Origin of the sequence: Aeromonas salmonicida (genome assembly GCF_028355655.1) — a bacterium.
Classification (GTDB): Bacteria; Pseudomonadota; Gammaproteobacteria; order Enterobacterales; family Aeromonadaceae; genus Aeromonas; species Aeromonas salmonicida.
Genome location: NZ_CP110645.1, coordinates 4482501 through 4505163 on the forward strand (window position 1 = coordinate 4482501; position 22663 = coordinate 4505163).

Sequence of the window (22663 nt, forward strand, 5' to 3'; positions counted from 1 at the left end):
TCCGGAGTCTCGACTTCGACCTTCATGATCGGTTCGAGCAGTACCGGATTGGCTTTCATGTAACCAGACTTGAAGGCCATGGAAGCAGCGATTTTGAACGCCAGTTCGGAGGAGTCGACATCATGGTAAGAACCGAAGTGCAGACGCACGCCCAGATCCATTACCGGATAGCCTGCCAGCGGGCCGGATTTCAGCTGCTCACGGATACCCTTGTCAACACCCGGGATGTATTCACCAGGAATCACGCCGCCTTTGATGTCGTTAACGAACTCGTAGGCTTTGCCGGCTTCCAGCGGGTACATGTCGATAACGACGTGACCGTACTGACCACGACCACCAGACTGCTTGGCGTGCTTACCTTCGACATCCTTGACGGTTTCGCGGATGGTTTCACGGTAGGCAACCTGAGGCTTACCTACGTTCGCTTCAACCTTGAACTCGCGACGCATACGGTCAACGATGATATCCAGGTGCAGCTCACCCATACCGGCGATGATGGTTTGGCCAGATTCTTCGTCAGTCCATACGCGGAAAGACGGATCTTCCTGCGCCAGACGGCCGAGTGCCAGACCCATCTTCTCTTGGTCAGCCTTGGTTTTCGGCTCAACCGCGATGGAGATTACCGGCTCCGGGAATTCCATACGCTCGAGGATGATCGGTGATTTTTCGTCACACAGGGTGTCACCAGTGGTCACGTCTTTCAGACCGATGGCGGCAGCGATATCGCCTGCGCGAACTTCTTTGATCTCTTCACGCTTGTTGGCATGCATCTGAACGATACGGCCGAAACGCTCGCGCTTCTCTTTGACAGAGTTCAGCACTGAGTCACCGGAGTTAACCACACCGGAGTAAACGCGGAAGAAGGTCAGGTTGCCTACGAACGGGTCGGTGGCAATCTTGAACGCCAGAGCAGCGAACGGCTCGTCATCAGATGCATGACGCTCGTCTTTGGTAACGCCGTCCAGCTTCAGGCCGTCGATGGCAGCTACGTCGGTCGGAGCCGGCAGATAGTCAACCACGGCATCCAGCATGGCCTGTACGCCCTTGTTCTTGAACGCGGAGCCACAGGTAACCAGGATGATTTCATTGTTCAGAACGCGCAGACGAAGAGCTTTCTTGATCTCTTCCTCGGTCAGTTCTTCACCACCCAGGTATTTTTCCATCAGGTCTTCAGACGCTTCAGCAGCGGCTTCAACCAGGGACATGCGCATTTCTTGCGCCTGTTCCAGCAGCTCGGCCGGGATCTCTTCGTAATCGAAGGATACGCCCTGGTCAGCTTCGCTCCAGTTGATGGCTTTCATCTTGACCAGGTCGATAACGCCCTTGAAGTTCTCTTCTGAACCGATGTTCAGTTGCAGAGGAACCGGGGTACCTTTCAGACGGGTCTTGATGTGCTCAACGCAGCGCAGATAGTTCGCACCGGTACGGTCCATCTTGTTGACGAACGCAATACGGGGAACTTTGTATTTGTTAGCCTGACGCCATACGGTCTCAGACTGTGGCTGTACGCCACCTACGGCACAGTACACCATCACGGCGCCGTCCAGAACACGCATTGAACGCTCTACTTCGATAGTAAAGTCAACGTGGCCGGGGGTATCGATGATGTTGATACGGTGCGGTTGGAACTGTTTACCCATACCGGACCAGAAAGCGGTGGTCGCGGCGGAGGTGATGGTGATACCACGCTCTTGTTCCTGTTCCATCCAGTCCATGGTGGCTGCGCCATCGTGAACTTCACCGATCTTGTGACTTACACCGGTGTAAAACAGAACGCGCTCGGTAGTAGTAGTCTTACCGGCGTCGATGTGAGCGGAGATACCGATATTACGATAACGCTCAATGGGGGTTGTACGAGCCATTGTCATCCTCTTACTAGGAGCGGACCCCTAGATAACTGAAGGTGCGCAGAGCCAAAAGACCCTGCGCAAGCGGATTACCAGCGGAAGTGAGCGAAGGCCTTGTTCGCTTCAGCCATACGGTGAACGTCTTCACGTTTCTTGACAGACGAACCCTTATTGTCAGCGGCATCCAGCAGCTCGCCAGCCAAACGCTGAGCCATTGATTTTTCACCACGTTTACGAGCGGCGTCAACCAACCAGCGCATTGCCAGGGCATTGCGACGGACCGGACGAACTTCTACCGGCACCTGATAGGTTGCACCACCGACACGACGAGATTTAACCTCGACGGCCGGACGAATGTTGTCCAGGGCTTCTTCGAATACGGCCAAGTGATCTTTGCCAGATTTGGTGGCAATGATGTCCAGCGCGCCATATACGATGGCTTCGGAAACAGATTTCTTACCGTCAACCATTACTACGTTGACAAATTTAGCCAGCAGCTCTGATCCGAACTTGGGATCCGGCAGGATTTTACGCTGACCAACAACACGACGTCTTGGCATTTCAAATTCTCCGTAACTTCAGGGGTTACCCAAAACTAGAAAGTTATCTAACTAGAAACGAATTAACGTTTGGCCTTACTTAACGGAGAACCATTAAGCTTTCGGACGCTTCACGCCATACTTGGAGCGAGCCTGCTTACGGTCTTTAACACCGGCACAGTCCAACGCACCACGAACGGTGTGGTAACGAACACCTGGCAAGTCTTTTACACGACCGCCACGGATCAGCACAACGGAGTGCTCTTGCAGGTTGTGACCTTCACCACCGATGTAGGAGGTGACTTCGAAGCCGTTGGTCAGACGTACACGGCATACTTTACGCAGTGCAGAGTTAGGCTTCTTCGGGGTGGTGGTATATACACGAGTGCACACGCCACGCTTCTGAGGGCACGCTTCCAGCGCAGGCACGTTGCTTTTAACAACGAGCTTGATGCGTGGCTTGCGAACCAACTGGTTAATAGTTGCCATCAAAAGGCTCCTGATAATGACTTCATAAACATGTGAAAAATCCTCCCCGCAGATACGGGGACGCGAAATTTTATGCCCTGTTGTCAAGGGAGTCAAGATTTATACAATCCGTGCCGTAAAAGGGCACAATGGATCCCTTGTAAAGAGTCATAACTGACTGAACTTCATCGATAAAAATGGATGCTAGCCGCCCCAGGTCTGTGGTGACCCTTTTTCGACGATCAACGCGACCAGACCTGCCATATCCAGATCCATCCCGATCCTCTGCTGCAATCCCCTCGCCTGCAAGTCTTCTCGCATCACATAGAGCGGAATATCTGCCAATCGCTCGCACCATTGAGGGGCCGTAGCCGCGATAACGGCATCCTGCATCAGCACCAAGAGATCATCCGACTGGCGATAGCAGAGCGCCTGTTCCAGATCCCGGCTCAGGAAGGGGGACGTCAGTATCAGCTGTATCATGGTCACCTCAAAAACAGATATGGGTAGCGCATTGGCCCCACTGGCGGCAGATATCGGCACGGGAGAGGCTCTCAGCAGGGATCAGCAGGTCATCCATCGTCAGACCTCGTTCGGCAAGCGAGTCGGCACACACATAGACTTCCTCGATGTCATACAGCTCCAGCAGCTTGAAGGTCGGTGCATAGTGGCGCTGCAAGATGGCTTGAGGCTGCTGCTCCCTGACCAGCTGCAAGACACCGTCACCGATGAGGAACAGGGCGAGCGACTCAGTCAGCGCCGAGGTCGCCAGCAAGGCATCCAGCCCTTCCCGTCCAGCGGCGGTACCATGGGGACCACGCCGGCAGATGAAAGCTATCTTGTTCATCTCACCCTCCTAGAACTGGACAAAGCGATCGGCGGTCAGGCTGGCTTCGGCCAGCTGACCCAGCCCACTCAAGCAAAATGGTGCCTGCAGGTTGAACTGCACCTTGCCTGCCCCCTTCGCCTCAGCCTCATCAAGCACACCACGCCGCATGGCGGCGGCAACGCACACATCGATACGTATCCCCTGCCCTATGGCCAACTCACGCCACAGCGCCACCAGGTTGCTCTCATCGGAGGCGGGAGCGTGCAGTTCGTTGCTATTGCAGACCCCATCTTGATAGAAGAACAGGTGTGATAGCCGGTGCCCTTGTTCGACGAGGCTCAAGGCAAAACGGTAGGCGGTGCTGGCCGACTGGGTGCCATAGGCAGGCCCCGTCACCAGCAGGGCGAAACTCAGACTCATATCCGGACTCCTGTGCAGGTCTCTGTCCATTCTACGCCAAAGACAAAAAAGCCCCTCCAGGGAGGGGCTCTTCATTCAGCCGTGGATCAGACGTAAGCGATGGCTTCGACTTCAACCAGCACATCTTTGGGCAGACGGGCCACTTCCACACAAGAGCGGGCCGGCGCCGAGTCACCAAAGTAGCGTGCATAAACCTGGTTAAAGGCAACGAAGTTGTTCATGTCGCTGAGGAAACAGGTGGTCTTCAGCACCTTGCTGGTGTCGGCACCCGCCGCCTTCAATACTGCAACCAGGTTCTTCATCACCTGCTCGGCCTGCGCTTCGACGCCGCCAGCCACGATCTCCATGGTGGCAGGATCAAGCGGGATCTGCCCGGAGGTGAAGACCAGCTCGCCCAGTTTGGTAGCCTGAACATACGGACCAATTGCGGCTGGTGCCTTGTCGGTTGCAATAACTTCTTTAGCCATTCTTGTCTATCCCCTTCTATGGCGCTTACTCGTTCTCGTCTTCACCCTGCTTGCGCTGTCGGATGTACAGATAAACGGTATGTTTGGAAATATTCAGTTTGTCGGCGACCAGATTGATCGAGTCCTTGATATCAAATATGCCCTTCTCGAACAGCTGGGTCACGATAAACCTGTTTTTAGCATTGTTGGCAACGGTCGGATCACGGTTGATCTCATCGATGGTGTTATCCACCGTCTGAGCAACCAGCTCTTCCACACTGTTGGCAAACGTCTCCGGTGACTGGCGCTCAACTTGTTGCGGCGTCGGAAAAAACTCGGCGACAAACTCGTGAAAAGGCGCATTGATGTGCAAGTTGATGCAGATAAGACCGATCACCTGCTTGTCACTGTTCCTGATGGCGATGGTACTCGACTTCATCAGGGCACCGGTACGGCTGCGGGCAAAATAACTCTGGGTGTAATCCTGGCCGGTATTCTCTATGTCCTTGAGCATACGCAGCGCGAGATCGGTAATGGGGGCCCCCTCATTACGTCCCGTATTGAACCCGTTGGCAATCTTGATCACGGACTCGTGCAGATTTTCCAGGGAGTGAAGAACCACTTCACAGTGCTTGCCGAACAGTTCGGCCAAGCCTTCGATAAGCCCTCCATAGGAGCGCAACAATTCCCTGTCTTCGTCTGTAAAAGTGCGACCGATCAGCTGCTCTTCGGGAAGCATCACTTCCTCGATACCGACAGTCATGTTCTACCTCTGTAATAACCATTCAACTTTCCCGAGTTTTCAATTGCGGGGGGGCAAAGTCAACTTTTTTTGATTTTTTACTCTCCAACCTTGCTCTGGATCATCCGAATATCCGCGTGGCGACTGGCTTTGACGAGAAAACAGCCAATAAAAAGGGCCCCTTGAAGGAGCCCTTTTCGATCACTGCAGCAGAAGATTACTCTTCGTCAAAACTGCCGGATGCGTTGAGCAGATCCGCCAGATTTTGCTGAGCTTCGTCGGCAGTCACCTGCGGCACACCGACAGCACGGGCTGCGGCGGCACGCTGGTTGATCCGGGCATGGTGGTAGGCAAAGCCGGTACCAGCCGGGATCAGACGACCCACGATCACGTTCTCTTTCAGGCCACGCAGTTCATCACGCTTGCCGCCAACGGCCGCTTCGGTCAGAACACGAGTGGTTTCCTGGAAGGAAGCCGCGGAGATGAAGGACTCTGTGCTCAGGGATGCCTTGGTAATACCCATCAGGATATGACGGAAGGTGGCCGGAGTCTTACCCTCGGCAACCAGCTTACGGTTGGCAATCTTCACGCGAGCCACTTCAACCTGCTCGCCTTCGATAAGGTCAGTGTCGCCAGCGCTCAGGATCTCGCACTTGCGCAGCATCTGACGAACGATGACTTCGATGTGCTTGTCGTTGATCTTAACGCCTTGCAGACGGTAAACGTCCTGCACTTCGTTGGCGATGTAGTTGGCGACCGGGCTGATACCGCGCAGACGCAGGATGTCGTGAGCAGATTCAGGACCGTCTGCCAGCACTTCACCCTTCTCAACTTTTTCACCTTCGAACACGTTCAGGTTACGCCACTTCGGAATCATCTCCTCGTAGACGTCGCCACCATCAGTCGGGGTGATGACCAGACGGCGTTTGCCCTTGGTCTCTTTCCCGAAGGAGATGGTACCGGAGATCTCGGCCAGGATAGCCGGTTCCTTCGGTTGACGTGCTTCGAACAGATCCGCAACGCGCGGCAGACCACCGGTGATGTCCTTGGTACCACTGGACTCTTGCGGGATACGCGCGACCGCGTCACCCACGCCCACGTTGGCACCATCTTCCAGGTTCACGATCGCCTTGCCCGGCAGGAAGTACTGAGCGGCAACGTCGGTACCCGGGATCATGACATCCTTGCCGTTCTGGTCGACCAGCTTCACGGTCGGACGCATCTCTTTACCGGCGCTCGGACGTTCGTTGACATCCAGCACGACGATAGAGGAGAGACCGGTCAGCTCGTCGGTCTGACGAGTGATGGTCACGCCATCGATCATGTGCTCGAACTGGAGGCGACCCGCCACTTCAGTGATGATCGGGTGGGTATGCGGATCCCAGTTGGCGACGGTGTCACCGGCGCTCACGGCCTGGCCATCTTTCACTTCCAGCACGGAACCGTAAGGCAGCTTGTGGCTTTCCTTGGTACGGCCCATGTCATCCATGATGGTCAGTTCGGTAGAACGGGAAGTGATAACCAGTTTGTCATCGCTGTTGTGAACGAACTTGGCGTTCTGCAGCTTGATGCTACCTGTGTTCTTGACCTGGATGCTGCTCTCGGCAGCAGCTCGGGATGCGGCACCACCGATGTGGAAAGTACGCATGGTCAGCTGGGTACCCGGTTCACCGATGGACTGGGCGGCGATAACACCGACAGCCTCACCCTTGTTAACCAGGTGACCACGGGCCAGATCACGGCCGTAGCAGTGAGCACAGTTACCGAAGTCAGTTTCACAAGTGATGGCAGAACGTACCTTCACACGGTCAACGGAGTTGCGCTCCAGCAGGTCACACAGCTGCTCGTCGAGCAGGGTGTTGCGCGCTACCAGAATTTCGTCTTCAGTACCCGGCTTGATCACGTCATCGGCAACCACACGGCCCAGCACGCGCTCACGCAGCGGCTCGACCACGTCACCACCTTCGATCAGCGGAGTCATCCACAGACCTTCAACAGTGCCGCAATCGTCCTCGGTGATCACCATGTCTTGTGCCACGTCAACCAGACGACGAGTCAGGTAACCGGAGTTAGCCGTCTTCAGTGCGGTATCCGCCAGACCCTTACGGGCACCGTGAGTGGAGATGAAGTACTGCAGTACGTTCAGACCTTCGCGGAAGTTAGCCACGATAGGGGTCTCGATGATGGAGCCATCCGGCTTGGCCATCAGGCCACGCATACCGGCCAGCTGACGGATCTGGGCTGCGGAACCCCGCGCACCAGAGTCGGCCATCATAAAGATGCTGTTGAACGACGCTTGCTCTTCTTCTTCACCCAGAGAGTTGACATCACGCTCTTTGGACAAGTTCTCCATCATGGCCTTGGAGACGCGCTCGTTGGCGCTGGCCCAGATATCGATAACCTTGTTGTAGCGTTCGCCCGCGGTCACCAGACCGGACAGGAACTGGTCCTGGATCTCGGCAACTTCGGCTTCGGCAGCGGCGATGATGTCTTTCTTGGCATCCGGGATGACCATGTCATCGATACCAACGGACGCACCAGACAGGGCCGCATAATGGAAACCGGTATACATCAGCTGGTCAGCGAAGATAACGGTGTCCTTCAGACCCTGCTTGCGGTAGCAGGTGTTCAGCAGACGGGAAATGAGCTTTTTACCCAACGCCTTGTTGGAAACACTCTTGATCCAGTTCTGCGGATTGGCATCCAGATCGGCCTGCTCTGCGGCAGTCAGCACCTTGGGCTCATCGATCAGGGCATATTCCATGCCTTTCGGCAGGATCAGGCTCAGGATCGCACGACCAACAGTGGTGTTCTTCAGCTCGGTACGCTCTACCAGCGAATCATCTGCCTGACGGAGATATTCGGTGATACGTACTTTGACGCGAGCATGCAGATCGGCCAGACCGGCACGATATACCTTCTCGGCCTCTTTCGGGCCGGCCAGCACCATACCTTCGCCCTTGGCGTTGATACGGGCACGGGTCATGTAGTACAGACCCAAGACCACGTCCTGGGAAGGAACAATGATCGGCTCACCGGAGGCAGGCGACAGGATGTTGTTGGTAGACATCATCAGCGCACGCGCTTCCAGCTGGGCTTCCAGGGTCAGCGGTACGTGGACCGCCATCTGGTCACCATCGAAGTCCGCGTTATAGGCGGCACAAACGAGCGGGTGCAGCTGGATAGCCTTGCCTTCGATCAGGGTCGGTTCAAACGCCTGGATACCCAGACGGTGCAGGGTCGGTGCACGGTTCAGCAGAACCGGGTGTTCGCGGATCACTTCGTCCAGGATATCCCAAACGACAGCTTCTTCACGCTCCACCATCTTCTTGGCGGCCTTGATAGTGGTCGCCAGACCGCGGGATTCCAGCTTGCCATAGATGAACGGCTTGAACAGTTCCAGCGCCATCTTCTTCGGCAGACCGCACTGATGCAGACGCAGGGTCGGACCTACGGTGATAACGGAACGACCAGAGTAGTCGACGCGCTTGCCCAGCAGGTTTTGACGGAAACGACCTTGCTTACCCTTGATCATATCGGCCAAGGATTTCAGCGGACGCTTGTTGGAACCTGTGATGGCACGACCACGACGGCCGTTGTCCAGCAGGGCATCCACGGACTCTTGCAGCATGCGCTTTTCGTTGCGCACTATGATGTCCGGTGCAGCCAGGTCCAGCAGACGCTTCAAGCGGTTGTTACGGTTGATCACGCGACGATACAGATCGTTCAGATCGGAAGTCGCGAAACGGCCGCCGTCCAGCGGTACCAGCGGACGCAAGTCCGGAGGCAGCACAGGCAGCACTGTCATGATCATCCACTCCGGCTTGTTGCCGGACTGCAGGAAGGCTTCCATCAGCTTCAGACGCTTGGTGGTCTTCTTGCGCTTGGTTTCGGAGTTGGTTTGATCCAGCTCCTCACGCATGGTCTTGACTTCACCTTCCAGATCGATGGCACGCAGCAATGCAAGGATTGCTTCGGCACCCATCTTGGCGTCAAATTCGTCGCCCCACTCTTCCAGTGCGTCCAGATAGTTCTCTTCGGAGAGCATCTGGCTGCGCTCGAGGTTGGTCATGCCGGGTTCGATCACTACATAGGATTCGAAATACAGCACGCGCTCGATGTCACGCAGGGTCATGTCCAGCAGCAGACCGATACGGGACGGCAGGGACTTCAGGAACCAGATATGGGCAGTCGGGCTGGCCAGCTCGATATGGCCCATACGCTCGCGACGGACCTTGGTCTGGGTCACTTCTACGCCACACTTCTCGCAGATCACACCACGGTGTTTCAGGCGCTTGTACTTGCCGCACAGACACTCGTAGTCCTTCACCGGTCCGAAGATACGGGCACAGAACAGACCATCACGTTCCGGCTTGAAAGTCCGGTAGTTGATGGTCTCAGGCTTTTTGACCTCACCGAATGACCAGGAGCGGATCATGTCAGGAGAGGCCAGACCGATCTTAATACTGTCAAACTCTTCGGTCTTGGTCTGAGCCTTCAAAAACTTGAGTAAGTCTTTCACGTGTTTCCCCTGTCAGGAGTCTAACCTCGGCGCCCCTACTGCCAAAGCAGCGGGGCGCCCACGTCAATTCTCGAACAATAAGAGCGAGCTCTTACTCTTCGTCCAGCTCGATGTTGATACCCAGAGAGCGGATCTCCTTCAACAGTACGTTGAAGGATTCGGGCATGCCCGGCTCCATACGGTGGTCGCCATCCACGATGTTTTTGTACATCTTGGTACGGCCATTCACATCGTCAGACTTGACGGTCAGCATTTCCTGCAGGGTATATGCCGCACCGTAAGCCTCCAGGGCCCACACTTCCATCTCACCGAAACGCTGACCACCGAACTGCGCCTTACCACCCAGCGGTTGCTGGGTAACCAGGCTGTAAGAACCGGTAGAACGCGCATGCATCTTGTCGTCTACCAAGTGGTTCAGCTTCAGCATGTACATGTAACCCACGGTGACCTTACGCTCGAAGACGTTGCCGGTACGACCGTCGAACAGGGAGATCTGACCGGATTCCGGCAGATCGGCCAGCTTCAGCAAGGCTTTGATTTCGTGCTCTTTGGCACCATCAAAGACAGGTGTAGCGACCGGCAGACCCTTGCGCAGGTTACCCACCAGGGTACGTACGTCGTCGTCAGACAGCTCGCCGATGTCCACTTGCTTGGTGTCCTTCTCGCCCAGGTCATAGACCTGTTGCAGGAAGTCACGCATCTCGTGCAGCGCGCGCTGTTCCTTGATCATGCGGTCGATTTTCTCGCCGATACCCTTGGCAGCAAGGCCCAGGTGTACTTCAAGGATCTGACCGATGTTCATACGGGACGGTACGCCCAAGGGGTTCAGTACGATGTCGACCGGACGGCCGTATTCGTCATGAGGCATATCCTCGACCGGGCAGATCTTGGAGATAACACCCTTGTTACCGTGACGGCCTGCCATCTTGTCACCCGGTTGGATGCGACGCTTGACTGCCAGGTAAACCTTGACGATTTTCAGTACGCCCGGCGCCAGATCATCACCCTGGATAATCTTGCGACGCTTGTTCTCGAACTTCTTGTCGAAGTCGGCTTTCAGCTCGATGTGCTGTTCGGCGATCTGTTCCAGCTCGATCTGCTTGGCTTCATCTTCGATGGCCAATTCAAACCACTTGGTACGATCCAGCTTGTTCAGACGATCTTCGCTGTAACCGGCGGCCAGCAGCAGGTTGCGGGAGCGGCCGAAAATGCCGTCTTCCAGGATCTTGAACTCTTCGGTCAAGTCCTTCTTCGCTTCCTTCAGCTGCATCTCTTCGATTTCTTTGGCGCGCTTGTCTTTTTCCACGCCATCGCGGGTAAAGACTTGCACGTCAACCACGGTACCGTACACACCGTTCGGCACACGCAGGGAGGAGTCCTTCACATCGGAGGCCTTCTCACCGAAGATGGCGCGCAGCAGCTTCTCTTCCGGCGTCAGCTGGGTTTCACCTTTCGGTGTTACCTTACCGACCAGAATGTCGCCGCCCTTCACTTCGGCACCCACGTAGACGATACCGGACTCGTCCAGCTTGGACAGAGCAGCTTCACCCACGTTCGGGATGTCGGCAGTGATCTCTTCCGGACCCAGCTTGGTGTCACGGGAGATACAGGCCAGTTCCTGGATATGGATGGTGGTCAGGCGATCTTCCTGAACAACACGCTCATTCACCAGAATCGAGTCTTCAAAGTTGTAACCGTTCCACGGCATGAACGCGACGCGCAGGTTTTGGCCCAGCGCCAGTTCGCCCAGATCGGTAGACGGGCCGTCAGCAACCACGTCACCGGCCATGACCGGCTCACCCAACATCACGCAAGGACGCTGGTTGATACAGGTGTTCTGGTTGGAACGGGTGTACTTGGTCAGGCTGTAGATGTCGATGCCGGCTTCGCCTGGCAGCAACTCATCTTCGTTGACCTTGATAACGATACGGGAGGCATCGACGTAGTCGATCATGCCGCCACGCTTGGCCACTACGGTTACACCGGAGTCAACGGCCACGGCGCGTTCCATACCGGTACCTACCAGCGGCTTGTCAGCACGCAGAGTCGGTACGGCCTGACGTTGCATGTTCGACCCCATCAGGGCTCGGTTAGCATCATCGTGTTCCAGGAAGGGGATCAGAGCTGCTGCCACAGATACGATCTGCTGCGGGCTCACGTCCATATACTGGATCTGGTCGGCGTTCATAAAGGTGGATTCACCTTTGTGGCGGCACGGGATCAATTCATCTTTCAGACGGCCATCTTCGGTGGTCGCGGCGTTAGCCTGTGCGATCACGTACTTGCCTTCTTCAATAGCAGACAGATAGTCCACTTCGTCGGTGATCACACCGTCAATGACTTTACGGTACGGTGTCTCGAGGAAACCATACTCGTTGGTACGAGAGTACACGGACAGAGAGTTGATCAGACCGATGTTCGGACCTTCAGGAGTCTCGATAGGGCACAGACGACCGTAGTGAGTCGGGTGCACATCTCGAACTTCAAAACCGGCACGCTCACGGGTCAAACCGCCCGGGCCCAGCGCAGAGATACGGCGCTTGTGGGTGACTTCGGACAGTGGGTTGTTTTGGTCCATGAACTGAGACAGCTGGCTGGAACCAAAGAACTCTTTGACTGCGGCGGAGATCGGCTTGGCGTTGATCAGATCCTGCGGCATCAGAGTGTCCAGGTCGCCCAGGGAGAGACGCTCCTTGACCGCACGCTCGACACGCACCAGACCGACACGGAACTGGTTTTCAGCCATTTCACCGACAGAACGGATACGACGGTTACCCAGGTGGTCGATATCGTCCACTTCGTCATTGCCGTTACGGATGTCGATCAGGCGCTTCATGACTTCGACGATGTCGTCTTTGGTCAGAGTGCCAGCGCCGGTCTCATCTTCACGGGACAGACGACGGTTGAACTTCATCCGACCTACGGTAGACAGGTCGTAACGCTCGGAAGAGAAGAACAGGTTCTCGAACAGCTGTTCTGCTGCTTCACGGGTGGGCGGCTCGCCCGGACGCATCATGCGATAAATTTCGACCAGGGCTTCCAAACGGCTGGAGCTGGAGTCGATACGCAGGGTCTCGGACATGTAGGCACCGTGATCCAGTTCGTTGGTGAACAGAACCTCGAAGTGCTTGAAGCCGGCTTGGGACAGGTTGGCAACCGCTTCCAGGCTCAATGCCTGGTTGGCAGTCACAACCATTTCGCCAGTTTGCGGATGCGTGTAGTTCTTGGCAGCAACTTTGCCAACAACATACTCAACCGGTACCTCAATCTGGGTAACGGCATCTTTTTCCAACTGACGGATGTGACGCGCAGTCACACGACGACCGGTCTCAACCACCACGGCGCCATTGGCCACGATGTCAAAGGTCGCAGTTTCACCACGCAGGCGCTCCGGCACCAGATCCATCATCAACTTGCCATCTTTTACTTCAAAACCTATGGTCTCGAAGAAGTTGGCCAGGATTTCTTCGGAACTGAAGTCCAGGGCGCGCAGAATAATGGAAGCCGGCAATTTACGACGACGGTCGATACGGACAAACAGGTTGTCTTTTGCATCGAACTCGAAGTCCAGCCAGGAACCACGGTAGGGGATAACGCGGGCGTTATACAGCACCTTACCGGATGAATGAGTTTTGCCTTTATCGTGGTCGAAGAAGACGCCCGGGCTACGGTGCAGCTGGGAGACGATTACCCGCTCGGTACCATTTATAACAAAGGTGCCGTTCTCGGTCATGAGCGGAATTTCGCCCATATATACTTCTTGTTCCTTGATGTCTTTGACGGTGCCGGCAGCTGCTTCACGATCGTACAGAACCATACGAAGCTTGACACGCAGCGGCGCGGAGTAGGTCACTCCACGGATCTGGCATTCTTTTACGTCAAATACCGGCTCACCCAGGCGATAGCTGACATACTGAAGCTCAGCACTACCGGAGTAACTGGTGATCGGGAAAACGCTACGGAAAGCGGCCTCTAGGCCATATTCACCTTCCGGGTCAGCCTCGATGAACTGCTTGAAGGAGTCCAGCTGAATGGACAACAGATAAGGCGTGTCCAGTACCTGGTCTCGCTTACCGAAGTCCTTACGAATGCGTTTTTTTTCGGTATAAGAGTAAACCATAGGGTTCCTCAGCTCGCTGATAAGTGACCCACTCTGTCCCGCGGGACAGCTCTGTCTCAACACCGTTTTGTGTTGGCCCGGACGATGATACGGTCCGGATTGCTGGTGCACCGAGAGTCGTAAACGGTGTGAAATGCTCTCAGTCTACAGCGCAAAAAGGCTGGTGAACAAATATTCACCAGCCCTAGCCTGTTTTATCAGGCTAATCTACATAAATGCAGATTATTTGATCTCAACAGAAGCACCAGCTTCTTCAAGCTGCTTCTTCAGAGTTTCAGCTTCATCTTTGGAGATGGCTTCTTTCAGGTTGGCAGGAGCGGCTTCTACCAGGTCCTTGGCTTCTTTCAGGCCCAGACCGGTAGCGGCACGAACGGCCTTGATGACGGCAACTTTGTTGGCGCCAGCAGCAGTCAGAACTACGTCGAACTCGGTTTTCTCTTCTACTGCTTCAGCAGCCGGACCGGCAGCAACAGCAACAGCGGCAGAAACACCGAACTTCTCTTCCATAGCTTCGATCAGCTCAACAACTTCCATTACGGACATGGAAGCAACGGCTTCGATGATTTGGTCTTTAGTGATAGACATGACAAAAATTCCTGATGTTGAATAAACTCAAACAGCCTAAATAGGCGAGAATCAAGCAGCAGCTTGTTTCTGATCACGCACAGCAGCGATGGTACGAACCAGCTTGCCAGCAGAGGCTTCTTTCATAGTCGCCATCAACTTCGCAATTGCTTCGTCGTAAGTCGGCAGCGTGGCCAGACGATCAATTTGTGCTGCGGCGATAAACTCACCGTTAAAAGCGCCGGCCTTGATTTCGAACTTTTGGTTCGCTTTGGCAAACTCTTTGAACAGACGAGCAGCAGCGCCCGGGTGTTCGTTGGAGAAAGCAATCAAGGTAGGACCAGTCAATACGTCGTTCAGGCACGCGAATTCGGTACCTTCAACCGCGCGACGCAGCAGGGTGTTACGCACAACGCGCATGTACACACCGGCTTCACGAGCGGTTTTACGCAGGACGGTCATCTTGTCTACAGTGACGCCGCGAGAATCGGCTACAACTGCGGACAGGGCGCCTTTGGCAGCTTCGTTGACTTCAGCAACAATTGCCTTTTTGTCTTCGAGTCCCAATGCCATTGGCTTAACTCCTGGATTGAATCTGAGTCTCATGACTCAGTACTGACACATCCCCCCTACCTTCACAACAGAGGGGAACGATGCGGTAGCAGGATTCCAGAAGAGAAAGAATCTTTCTCGCTGGGTTTCCGGCACCGTCTACGCAGGAAGGATTAAGGCTTTGCAGCCTCCTGCGGTCTTGGACGGAGGTCGAAGCCCCCAACCAATCAAGGCGCAAAATTATAGATTAAATTTTGCGCCTTGTAAAATCCATCAATTAGCCCTGAGCTTCCAGAGAAGCTTGGTCTACGGCAACACCGGCACCCATGGTGGTGGAGATGCTGACTTTCTTGATGAAGATACCTTTGGCGGAAGACGGCTTGGCCTTTTTCAGGGCAACCAGCAGTGATTCCAAGTTTTCTTTCAGCTGAACTTCGTCGAAAGAAACCTTACCCAGAGTGGTATGGATGATACCATTCTTGTCATTACGGTAACGAACCTGACCGGCTTTGGCATTCTTCACAGCTTCAGCAACGTTCGGGGTTACAGTACCGACTTTCGGGTTCGGCATCAGGCCACGCGGGCCCAGGATTTGACCCAGTTGACCAACAACACGCATGGCATCCGGGGATGCGATCACGACGTCGAAGTTCATCTCGCCTTTCTTGACCAGATCGGCCAGGTCATCCATACCAACCAGTTCAGCACCGGCAGCTTTGGCAGCTTCGGCGTTGGCACCCTGGGTGAATACGGCAACACGTACATCACGACCGGTACCGTGCGGCAGTACAGTAGCACCACGAACGTTCTGGTCAGATTTACGAGCATCGATACCCAGGTTGACAGCAACGTCAACGCTCTCAACGAACTTGGCGGTAGCCAGTTCTTTCAGCAGGGCAATGGCTTCGTTGATGGAGTACTCTTTGGTACCGTCAACTTTTTCGCGAATAACGCGCATACGCTTGGAAAGTTTTGCCATTGTCTTAATCCTCCACTACCAGGCCCATGGAACGAGCGGAGCCTGCGATGCAACGTACTTTTGCATCCAGATCGGCACCGGTCATATCCGGCTCTTTGGTCTTGGCGATTTCTTGCAGCTGGGCAACAGTCACCTTACCAACCTTGTCTTTGTTCGGCTTGGCTGAACCAGACTGGATACCGGCAGCTTTCTTCAACAGGAAGGCAGCAGGCGGAGTCTTGGTTTCGAAGGTGAAGGAACGGTCGCTGTAAACGGTGATCACGACCGGAGTCGGTGAGCCTTTTTCCAGCTTCTCTGTACGAGCGTTGAACGCCTTACAGAATTCCATGATGTTAACACCGTGCTGACCCAGAGCAGGACCAACGGGAGGGCTGGGGTTAGCACTGCCAGCCTTAACTTGCAGCTTGATATAAGCTGTGACTTTCTTAGCCATTAGAAAAATACCTCAGAAATGGGTTCTAGCGCCTCGGAGACATGCTCCTGCAAACGGCTCCCCAACTAATAAAGGGGCAGCGAATTATAGTGACATTCGCTGCCCCTGACAACCGTTAACGTACAGAGTTTAATCAGCCCTTTTCGACCTGACCAAAATCCAGTTCTACCGGCGTTGAGCGACCGAAGATCAAAACGGAGACCTTCACGCGGCTCTTCTCGTAGTCCACCTCTTCAACGGTACCGTTGAAGTCGGCAAACGGACCATCGGCAACTCGCACCATTTCACCCGGTTCAAACAGGGTTTTCGGGCGCGGTTTGTCGTGGGCATCTTGCAGACGGTTCAGGATCGCATCGGCTTCCTTATCAGAGATAGGAGCCGGGCGATCAGAGGTGCCACCAATGAAGCCCATCACACGCGGTACGTTACGCACCAAGTGCCATGTGGTTTCATCCATGAGCATCTGAACCAGCACGTAGCCCGGGAAAAATTTGCGCTCACTCTTGCGCTTCTGGCCAGCACGCATCTCGACCACTTCTTCAGTCGGGACCAGTACTTCACCGAACATGTCTTCCATGCCATGCATCTTGATATGTTCGCGCAGGGATTTAGCTACCCGACCTTCATAGCCGGAGAATGCCTGCACGACATACCATCTCATACGTTGTTCACGTTGTTCAGTCATGGCTTATCCTTACACTCCGGTAATCAAGTTGACCAACCAGACCAAGGCACCGTCCAGCATGAACAGCAACAGCCCCATCACGGCAGTCACCGCCAGCACAATCAGGGTTGTCTGAATGGCTTCCTGACGGGTCGGCCATACGACCTTGCGGACTTCCAGGCGAGACTCACGGGCAAATGCCAGTGTCGCCTTTCCCTTGGTGGTTTGCAGGGCTACTGCACCAGCAGCAGCAATGACAACGACCACACCCAGGGCGCGGACGGCAGCGACAACATCGTTGAGCAGGTAATTACCCACTACAGCGGCCGCCAGGATGATGAAAACCAGGCCCCAAAGCAGGGTATCCTTGCTTCCGCCCTGGCTCTCAGAACTAACACTCATACAACCCACCTGTATCTGACGTAACCAAAGACACAAAAGCCCCGTACGAGACGAGGTATATGGCAGGGGCGGCAGGACTCGAACCCGCAACCATCGGTTTTGGAGACCGCTGTTCTACCAATTCGAACTACGCCCCTACATAAGAAAGCCCCTATTATAGGGGCTTTGCTTTATTTATGTAAGCCAAAGATTAAGCAATCACGCTGGCTACAACACCAGCACCTACGGTACGGCCACCTTCACGGATAGCGAAACGCAGGCCGTCGTCCATCGCGATCGGCGCAATCAGGGTAACAACCATTTTGATGTTGTCGCCTGGCATTACCATTTCAACGCCTTCCGGCAGTTCGATGGTACCGGTCACGTCGGTTGTACGGAAGTAGAACTGCGGACGGTAGCCCTTGAAGAACGGGGTATGACGACCACCTTCTTCTTTGGACAGTACGTACACTTCAGATTCAAACTTGGTGTGCGGCTTGATGGAGCCCGGCTTGGCCAGAACCTGACCACGCTCTACGTCTTCACGCTTGACGCCACGCAGCAGCGCGCCGATGTTCTCGCCTGCACGACCTTCGTCCAGCAGCTTGCGGAACATTTCAACACCGGTACAGGTAGTAGAAACGGTATCTTTGATACCCACGATTTCTACGGTCTCACCGACTTTGACGATACCGCGCTCGACACGACCGGTAACTACGGTACCACGGCCAGCGATGGAGAATACGTCTTCGATAGGCATCAGGAACGGCAGGTCAATTGCGCGCTCCGGCTCCGGGATATAGGTATCCAGGTGGTTAGCCAGCTCGATGATCTTCTCTTCCCATGCAGCGTCACCTTCCAGCGCTTTCAGCGCGGAACCACGAACTACCGGCAGGTCATCACCCGGGAAGTCATATTCGGTCAGCAGTTCACGAACTTCCATCTCGACCAGTTCGAGCAGCTCTTCGTCATCTACCATGTCGCACTTGTTCATGAACACGATCATGTACGGGATACCAACCTGGCGACCCAGCAGGATGTGCTCACGAGTTTGCGGCATCGGGCCGTCGGTCGCAGCTACTACCAGGATCGCGCCGTCCATCTGGGCAGCACCGGTGATCATGTTTTTAACGTAGTCGGCGTGACCCGGGCAATCTACGTGCGCGTAGTGACGGATGGCGGTGTCGTATTCTACGTGGGAGGTGTTGATGGTGATACCACGCTCACGCTCTTCCGGCGCCTTGTCGATCTGGTCGAAGGCGAAAGCTTTACCACCGAAGTGCTTGGCCAGCACGTTGGTGATGGCGGCGGTCAGGGTGGTTTTACCGTGGTCAACGTGGCCGATGGTACCCACGTTAACGTGCGGTTTATTACGCTCAAATTTTTCTTTAGACATGATCGTCCCTCTAAACTAACGCTGAGTACGCGGTGGCAAGCTAACCACAGAACAGTTTATATGATGGATTTGAATCTGGTAGGGAAGAGAGGTTGGTGCTGGCAGCCAGGTTCGATTGCCGAACTCACCCGCTAAGGTGTGACTCTTGCTATCGCCTGAGCCATATCAGCATCTTGGAGCGGGCAGCGGGAATCGAACCCGCATCATCAGCTTGGAAGGCTGAGGTAATAGCCATTATACGATGCCCGCATTTCTCTAACCCAAAGAACTCAAACCGCAGAGAAATATGGTGGAGGGAGAAGGATTCGAACCTTCGAAGGCAGAGCCGTCAGATTTACAGTCTGATCCCTTTGGCCGCTCGGGAACCCCTCCGGTGCATAAATGCCACAACGGTAATTCTGCTTGCACCCGTTGTTTTATCGCTTTTGCCGGGCAAATAGACGACAGACATCCAAGCGTCGCGCATTTTATTGTAAGGATTTTGGGGATGCAACCATTGCGCCTTGCAAAATGTGCATTATTGCCGGGAAGTATGCAAAAAAGGACTCACTCCCTGCTCGGATCCGCAGCATAGCTTGTCGCTCCCCACCCCTTGGTGTATGGTCGCCCTGCCCAAGAAACAGTGATGACACCATGACGACAGAGCATAACCCCTATTTGCAATTCACCCGCGAACAATGGGCGTTATTGCGCGATGCGGTCCCCCTGACCCTGACCGAACACGATCTGCAGACCCTGCGCGGTATCAATGAAAAGGTGTCATTGCAGGAGGTGGAAGAGATATACCTGCCCCTCTCTCGCCTGCTCAATCTCTACGTCAAGGCCAAGCAGCGCCGCAGCCGGGTGCTGGAACAGTTCCTCGGCCAGTCCCGCGGCAAGGGCACTTACATCATCAGCATCGCCGGTAGCGTGGCGGGGGGAAAGAGCACCACGGCCCGTATCATGCAGGCGCTGCTGGAGCGCTGGCCGGAGCATCCACGGGTAGAGCTGGTCACCACGGATGGCTTCCTTTATCCCAACAAGGTGCTGGAAGAGCGGGGCCTGATGCGCCGCAAGGGCTTTCCGGAATCCTACGACATCCGCCATCTGGTGGAGTTTGTCGCCAATATCCGCGCCGGCCATGAGAAGGTAGAGGCGCCTGTCTACTCCCACCTCATCTACGACATCATTCCGGATGAGAAGAAGGTGGTGGAACAGCCGGATATCCTGATCCTGGAAGGGCTCAATGTGCTGCAAAGCGGCATGGACTATCCACAGGAACCCCATAGAGTCTTCGTGTCAGATTTTGTCGATTTCTCCATCTATGTGGATGCCGAGACCGAGTTGCTGCGCACCTGGTATGTCGAGCGCTTCCTCAAGTTTCGTAGCGGCGCCTTCTCGGATCCGGACTCCTACTTCCACCACTACGCCAAGTTGGCGGAGAGTGAGGCCAGCAAGATCGCCAACACCATCTGGCAAGATATCAACTATCTCAATTTGCAGGAAAACATCCTGCCGACCCGGGAGCGGGCCAATCTGATCCTGACCAAGGGTCATGAGCATGCCATCGAGCAGATCAAACTGCGCAAGTGATGGCGGGTGAGCACAGTACATGAACGAAGAGGGGGCCTGCAGGCCCCCTCTTCCATTGGTGTCTCTGGCACTCCGGGATATCAGTCGCCCCGTCGCAGGGAAATCTCTCCCCCCAGATAGAACTTGATCCCCTCGCTCGTCTCCAGTCGCAGGGCGCCGCGATCATCGATGCCACGGGCGATGCCCCGGATCTCCTGCTCCCCCATCAAGAGGCGCACCGGCCGACCGGCGAAGTGATCAAGCCGGTTCCAGTCATCGACAAAGTGCGACAGTCCCTGCTGCTCGAAGGTCAACATGGCCTGTTGCAGGTGGCCGAGCATGCGGGCGGCCAGCAGATTGCGATCCACCAGTTCCGGTTGGATGTGGCGAAGCTCGGACCAGGCCTGATCGATCCGCTCCCCCTCCCGGGCCGGCATCGCCAGATTGAGGCCAACCCCGATCACCAGGTTGCAGCTGGCGCCGGCGCTGCCGCTCATCTCCACCAGAATGCCAGCCAGCTTGCGGCCCTGATAATAGAGATCGTTCGGCCACTTAAGCTCGACCCCCGGATAACCCAGAGATTCCAGCGCCTGCACCACGGCCACTCCGACCGCCAGACTGAGGCCCATGGCCGCCGCCATGCCCTGCTCGAGTCGCCAATACATGCTCAGGATCAGCTGGCAGCCGAAGGGGGAAACCCAGGGCTTGCCACGGCGACCACGACCGGCAGTCTGGCACTCGGCCAGACAACTCTCACCGGACTGCAGCTGGTTGACTCGCTCCAGCAGATACTGGTTGGTGGAGTCGATCACCGGGAAGCAGTGCACCAGCGCCATGGGGGCCAGCGCCTGCAACTGCGCCTGATCGTACAGCGCCATTGGCACCGCCAGCCTATAGCCCTTGCCGGTCAGACTGAACAGGTCCAGCCCCAGCTCCTTGAGCGCAGCCATGTGCTTGCCCACTGCCGCACGGCTGATACCGAGCTGCTCGCCGAGCTGCTCGCCGGAGTGAAACTGGCCATCGCTGAGCAAGGTGATCAGCGTCTGCCTGATGGGAGTAAGCGTCATGCCAGTACCTCATCGAGCCAAGTCTCACCGGTCAGCCCCATGAAGCGCACTTCGTGCTCCAGCACCACCCCGAATTTCTGCTCCACGCTGTCGCGCACATGGGCCGCCAGAGCGATGAGCTCCATGGCGCTGGCCCCCCCCAGATTGACCAGCACCAACGCCTGCTCCTGGTGGACGGCTGCGCGGCCGATGGCAAAACCCTTGAGACCGCACTGATCGATGAGCCAGCCAGCCGCCAGCTTGGCCTGCCCTTCCCCAGCCGGGTAGCAGGGCATCTGCGGGTATTGCTGCTTGAGCGTGTCGGCCAGCGTCGTCGTTACCACGGGGTTCTTGAAGAAGCTGCCCGCATTGCCGAGCAGGTTGGGATCCGGCAGCTTGGCCATCCGGGTGGCGCAGACGGTATCGAAAATGGCCTGCGCCGTGGGCGTGTCACCGAGCGCCGCCAGCGGGCCATAACCCAGCATAGGCGTCCAGGCCTTGGGCAGACGCAGACCGACGGCGGTAATGAAGTGAGAATCCTGACAGGCGTGCTTGAAGATGCTGTCACGGTAGCCGAAATGACAATCGGCGGCCTTGATCCGCTCCACCTGACCGCTCTGCCAGTTGAATGCCTCCACATAGGCACAGAAACGAGCCAGCTCGACCCCGTAGGCACCGATATTCTGCACCGGCGCGGCGCCGACTGTGCCCGGGATCAGCGCCAGATTCTCCAGACCATACCAGCCCTGTTGCAGGGCATGACACACCAGTTGATGCCAGTCCTCACCGGCGGCCACATGCAACAGCCAGTGCTCCCCCTCATCCTGCAGTGCGATACCCTTCAGCCGGTTGAGTACCACCAGGCCAGCGAAATCATTGCAAAACAATATATTGCTGCCGCCACCCAACACCAGGCGGGGCAATTCTGCCAGTTCAGGACTGGCCAGGATCTGCGGCAGGTCATCAAGATTGTCTACCTCCGCCAGCCAGAGGCAGTGGGCATCGAGGGCCAGGGTGTTGAGCGTCAACAAGGAGGCGTGGGGGGTGAGTTTCATCTGCGTGTCCCGACAATAGCAAGCGGGCAGTCTACCTTATATTCCCGCCGGACGAAAAATCCCGCCCTCTTTTCGGACTCGATCTGCTGGAGTAGAGTATCCGGCTCCG

The 22663-nt window shown here is 55.7% G+C and carries 20 protein-coding genes and 3 tRNA genes (1 of these 23 running past the window's edge); 1 reads left to right on the top strand and 22 read right to left on the bottom strand.

Annotation, left to right across the window (positions count from 1 at the left end; genetic code table 11):
* The 20 genes from fusA to ONZ54_RS20965 all read right to left on the bottom strand — a co-directional run.
* Positions 1–1862: the 5' portion of an elongation factor G gene (fusA, locus tag ONZ54_RS20870; RefSeq protein ID WP_005318585.1), read on the bottom strand. It extends 244 nt beyond the left edge of the window; 1862 of the gene's 2106 nt are visible here — the first part of the coding sequence; it begins with the start codon at positions 1860–1862; the stop codon falls past the left edge of the window.
* A 74-nt stretch (positions 1863–1936) separates the two neighbouring features.
* On the bottom strand, positions 1937–2407 hold the full coding sequence (rpsG, locus tag ONZ54_RS20875) for a 30S ribosomal protein S7 (protein ID WP_005318583.1): 471 nt from the start codon (positions 2405–2407) through the stop codon (positions 1937–1939).
* Between the two features lie 93 nt (positions 2408–2500).
* On the bottom strand, positions 2501–2875 hold the full coding sequence (gene rpsL, locus ONZ54_RS20880; protein WP_005306278.1) for a 30S ribosomal protein S12: 375 nt from the start codon (positions 2873–2875) through the stop codon (positions 2501–2503).
* 183 nt (positions 2876–3058) lie between these two features.
* Positions 3059–3337 (bottom strand): sulfurtransferase complex subunit TusB, encoded by a 279-nt coding sequence (gene tusB / locus ONZ54_RS20885; RefSeq protein ID WP_271787060.1) that lies wholly within the window; start codon positions 3335–3337, stop codon positions 3059–3061.
* 7 nt (positions 3338–3344) lie between these two features.
* Positions 3345–3701 (bottom strand): sulfurtransferase complex subunit TusC, encoded by a 357-nt coding sequence (tusC, locus tag ONZ54_RS20890; RefSeq protein WP_219593104.1) that lies wholly within the window; start codon positions 3699–3701, stop codon positions 3345–3347.
* A gap of 9 nt (positions 3702–3710) precedes the next feature.
* Entirely contained in the window at positions 3711–4103 is a 393-nt protein-coding gene (gene tusD / locus ONZ54_RS20895; protein WP_271787061.1) for a sulfurtransferase complex subunit TusD, read from the bottom strand.
* Between the two features lie 86 nt (positions 4104–4189).
* Positions 4190–4570: a RidA family protein gene (locus tag ONZ54_RS20900; RefSeq protein WP_005318574.1), complete on the bottom strand. Its 381-nt coding sequence runs from the start codon at positions 4568–4570 to the stop codon at positions 4190–4192.
* Positions 4571–4595: 25 nt separating this feature from the next.
* Entirely contained in the window at positions 4596–5312 is a 717-nt protein-coding gene (locus tag ONZ54_RS20905) for a helix-turn-helix transcriptional regulator (protein WP_005318572.1), read from the bottom strand.
* Between the two features lie 196 nt (positions 5313–5508).
* Positions 5509–9813, bottom strand: coding sequence for a DNA-directed RNA polymerase subunit beta' (gene rpoC / locus ONZ54_RS20910; RefSeq protein WP_005318570.1), 4305 nt, complete (start codon positions 9811–9813; stop codon positions 5509–5511).
* A 91-nt stretch (positions 9814–9904) separates the two neighbouring features.
* The gene (rpoB, locus tag ONZ54_RS20915; protein WP_271787062.1) at positions 9905–13933 is read right to left on the bottom strand and encodes a DNA-directed RNA polymerase subunit beta; all 4029 of its coding nucleotides are present in this window, start codon (positions 13931–13933) and stop codon (positions 9905–9907) included.
* Positions 13934–14155: 222 nt separating this feature from the next.
* Positions 14156–14518 (bottom strand): 50S ribosomal protein L7/L12, encoded by a 363-nt coding sequence (gene rplL, locus ONZ54_RS20920; RefSeq protein ID WP_005318565.1) that lies wholly within the window; start codon positions 14516–14518, stop codon positions 14156–14158.
* A 51-nt stretch (positions 14519–14569) separates the two neighbouring features.
* Complete coding sequence (gene rplJ / locus ONZ54_RS20925) at positions 14570–15070, bottom strand: 50S ribosomal protein L10 (protein WP_005318563.1); 501 nt, start codon at positions 15068–15070, stop codon at positions 14570–14572.
* 256 nt (positions 15071–15326) lie between these two features.
* A complete protein-coding gene (gene rplA / locus ONZ54_RS20930) occupies positions 15327–16028 on the bottom strand; it encodes a 50S ribosomal protein L1 (RefSeq protein ID WP_005318560.1) in 702 nt (233 codons plus the stop codon).
* 4 nt (positions 16029–16032) lie between these two features.
* On the bottom strand, positions 16033–16461 hold the full coding sequence (gene rplK / locus ONZ54_RS20935; RefSeq protein ID WP_005318556.1) for a 50S ribosomal protein L11: 429 nt from the start codon (positions 16459–16461) through the stop codon (positions 16033–16035).
* 133 nt (positions 16462–16594) lie between these two features.
* Positions 16595–17146 (bottom strand): transcription termination/antitermination protein NusG, encoded by a 552-nt coding sequence (gene nusG, locus ONZ54_RS20940; protein ID WP_005318554.1) that lies wholly within the window; start codon positions 17144–17146, stop codon positions 16595–16597.
* 9 nt (positions 17147–17155) lie between these two features.
* Positions 17156–17527 carry a preprotein translocase subunit SecE gene (secE, locus tag ONZ54_RS20945; protein WP_005318552.1) on the bottom strand — a complete coding sequence of 124 codons (372 nt, stop codon included), beginning with the start codon at positions 17525–17527 and terminating at the stop codon, positions 17156–17158.
* A 60-nt stretch (positions 17528–17587) separates the two neighbouring features.
* Positions 17588–17664, bottom strand: a tRNA-Trp gene (locus ONZ54_RS20950).
* A 53-nt stretch (positions 17665–17717) separates the two neighbouring features.
* Positions 17718–18902, bottom strand: coding sequence for an elongation factor Tu (gene tuf / locus ONZ54_RS20955; RefSeq protein ID WP_011898272.1), 1185 nt, complete (start codon positions 18900–18902; stop codon positions 17718–17720).
* Between the two features lie 174 nt (positions 18903–19076).
* Positions 19077–19151, bottom strand: a tRNA-Gly gene (locus ONZ54_RS20960).
* A 38-nt stretch (positions 19152–19189) separates the two neighbouring features.
* A tRNA-Tyr gene (locus ONZ54_RS20965) sits at positions 19190–19274 on the bottom strand.
* Positions 19275–19535: 261 nt separating this feature from the next.
* On the opposite strand from ONZ54_RS20965, the gene coaA reads away from it, so the two are divergent.
* Entirely contained in the window at positions 19536–20474 is a 939-nt protein-coding gene (gene coaA, locus ONZ54_RS20970; protein WP_011898271.1) for a type I pantothenate kinase, read from the top strand.
* Positions 20475–20554: 80 nt separating this feature from the next.
* Here the strand turns inward: coaA and birA are convergent, their stop codons facing one another.
* Both birA and murB read right to left on the bottom strand, forming a co-directional pair.
* Positions 20555–21520 carry a bifunctional biotin--[acetyl-CoA-carboxylase] ligase/biotin operon repressor BirA gene (birA, locus tag ONZ54_RS20975; protein WP_271787063.1) on the bottom strand — a complete coding sequence of 322 codons (966 nt, stop codon included), beginning with the start codon at positions 21518–21520 and terminating at the stop codon, positions 20555–20557.
* The gene (gene murB / locus ONZ54_RS20980; protein WP_059113710.1) at positions 21517–22554 is read right to left on the bottom strand and encodes a UDP-N-acetylmuramate dehydrogenase; all 1038 of its coding nucleotides are present in this window, start codon (positions 22552–22554) and stop codon (positions 21517–21519) included. The genes birA and murB overlap by 4 nt, the downstream gene beginning before the upstream one ends.
* Between the last annotated feature and the right edge of the window lie 109 nt (positions 22555–22663).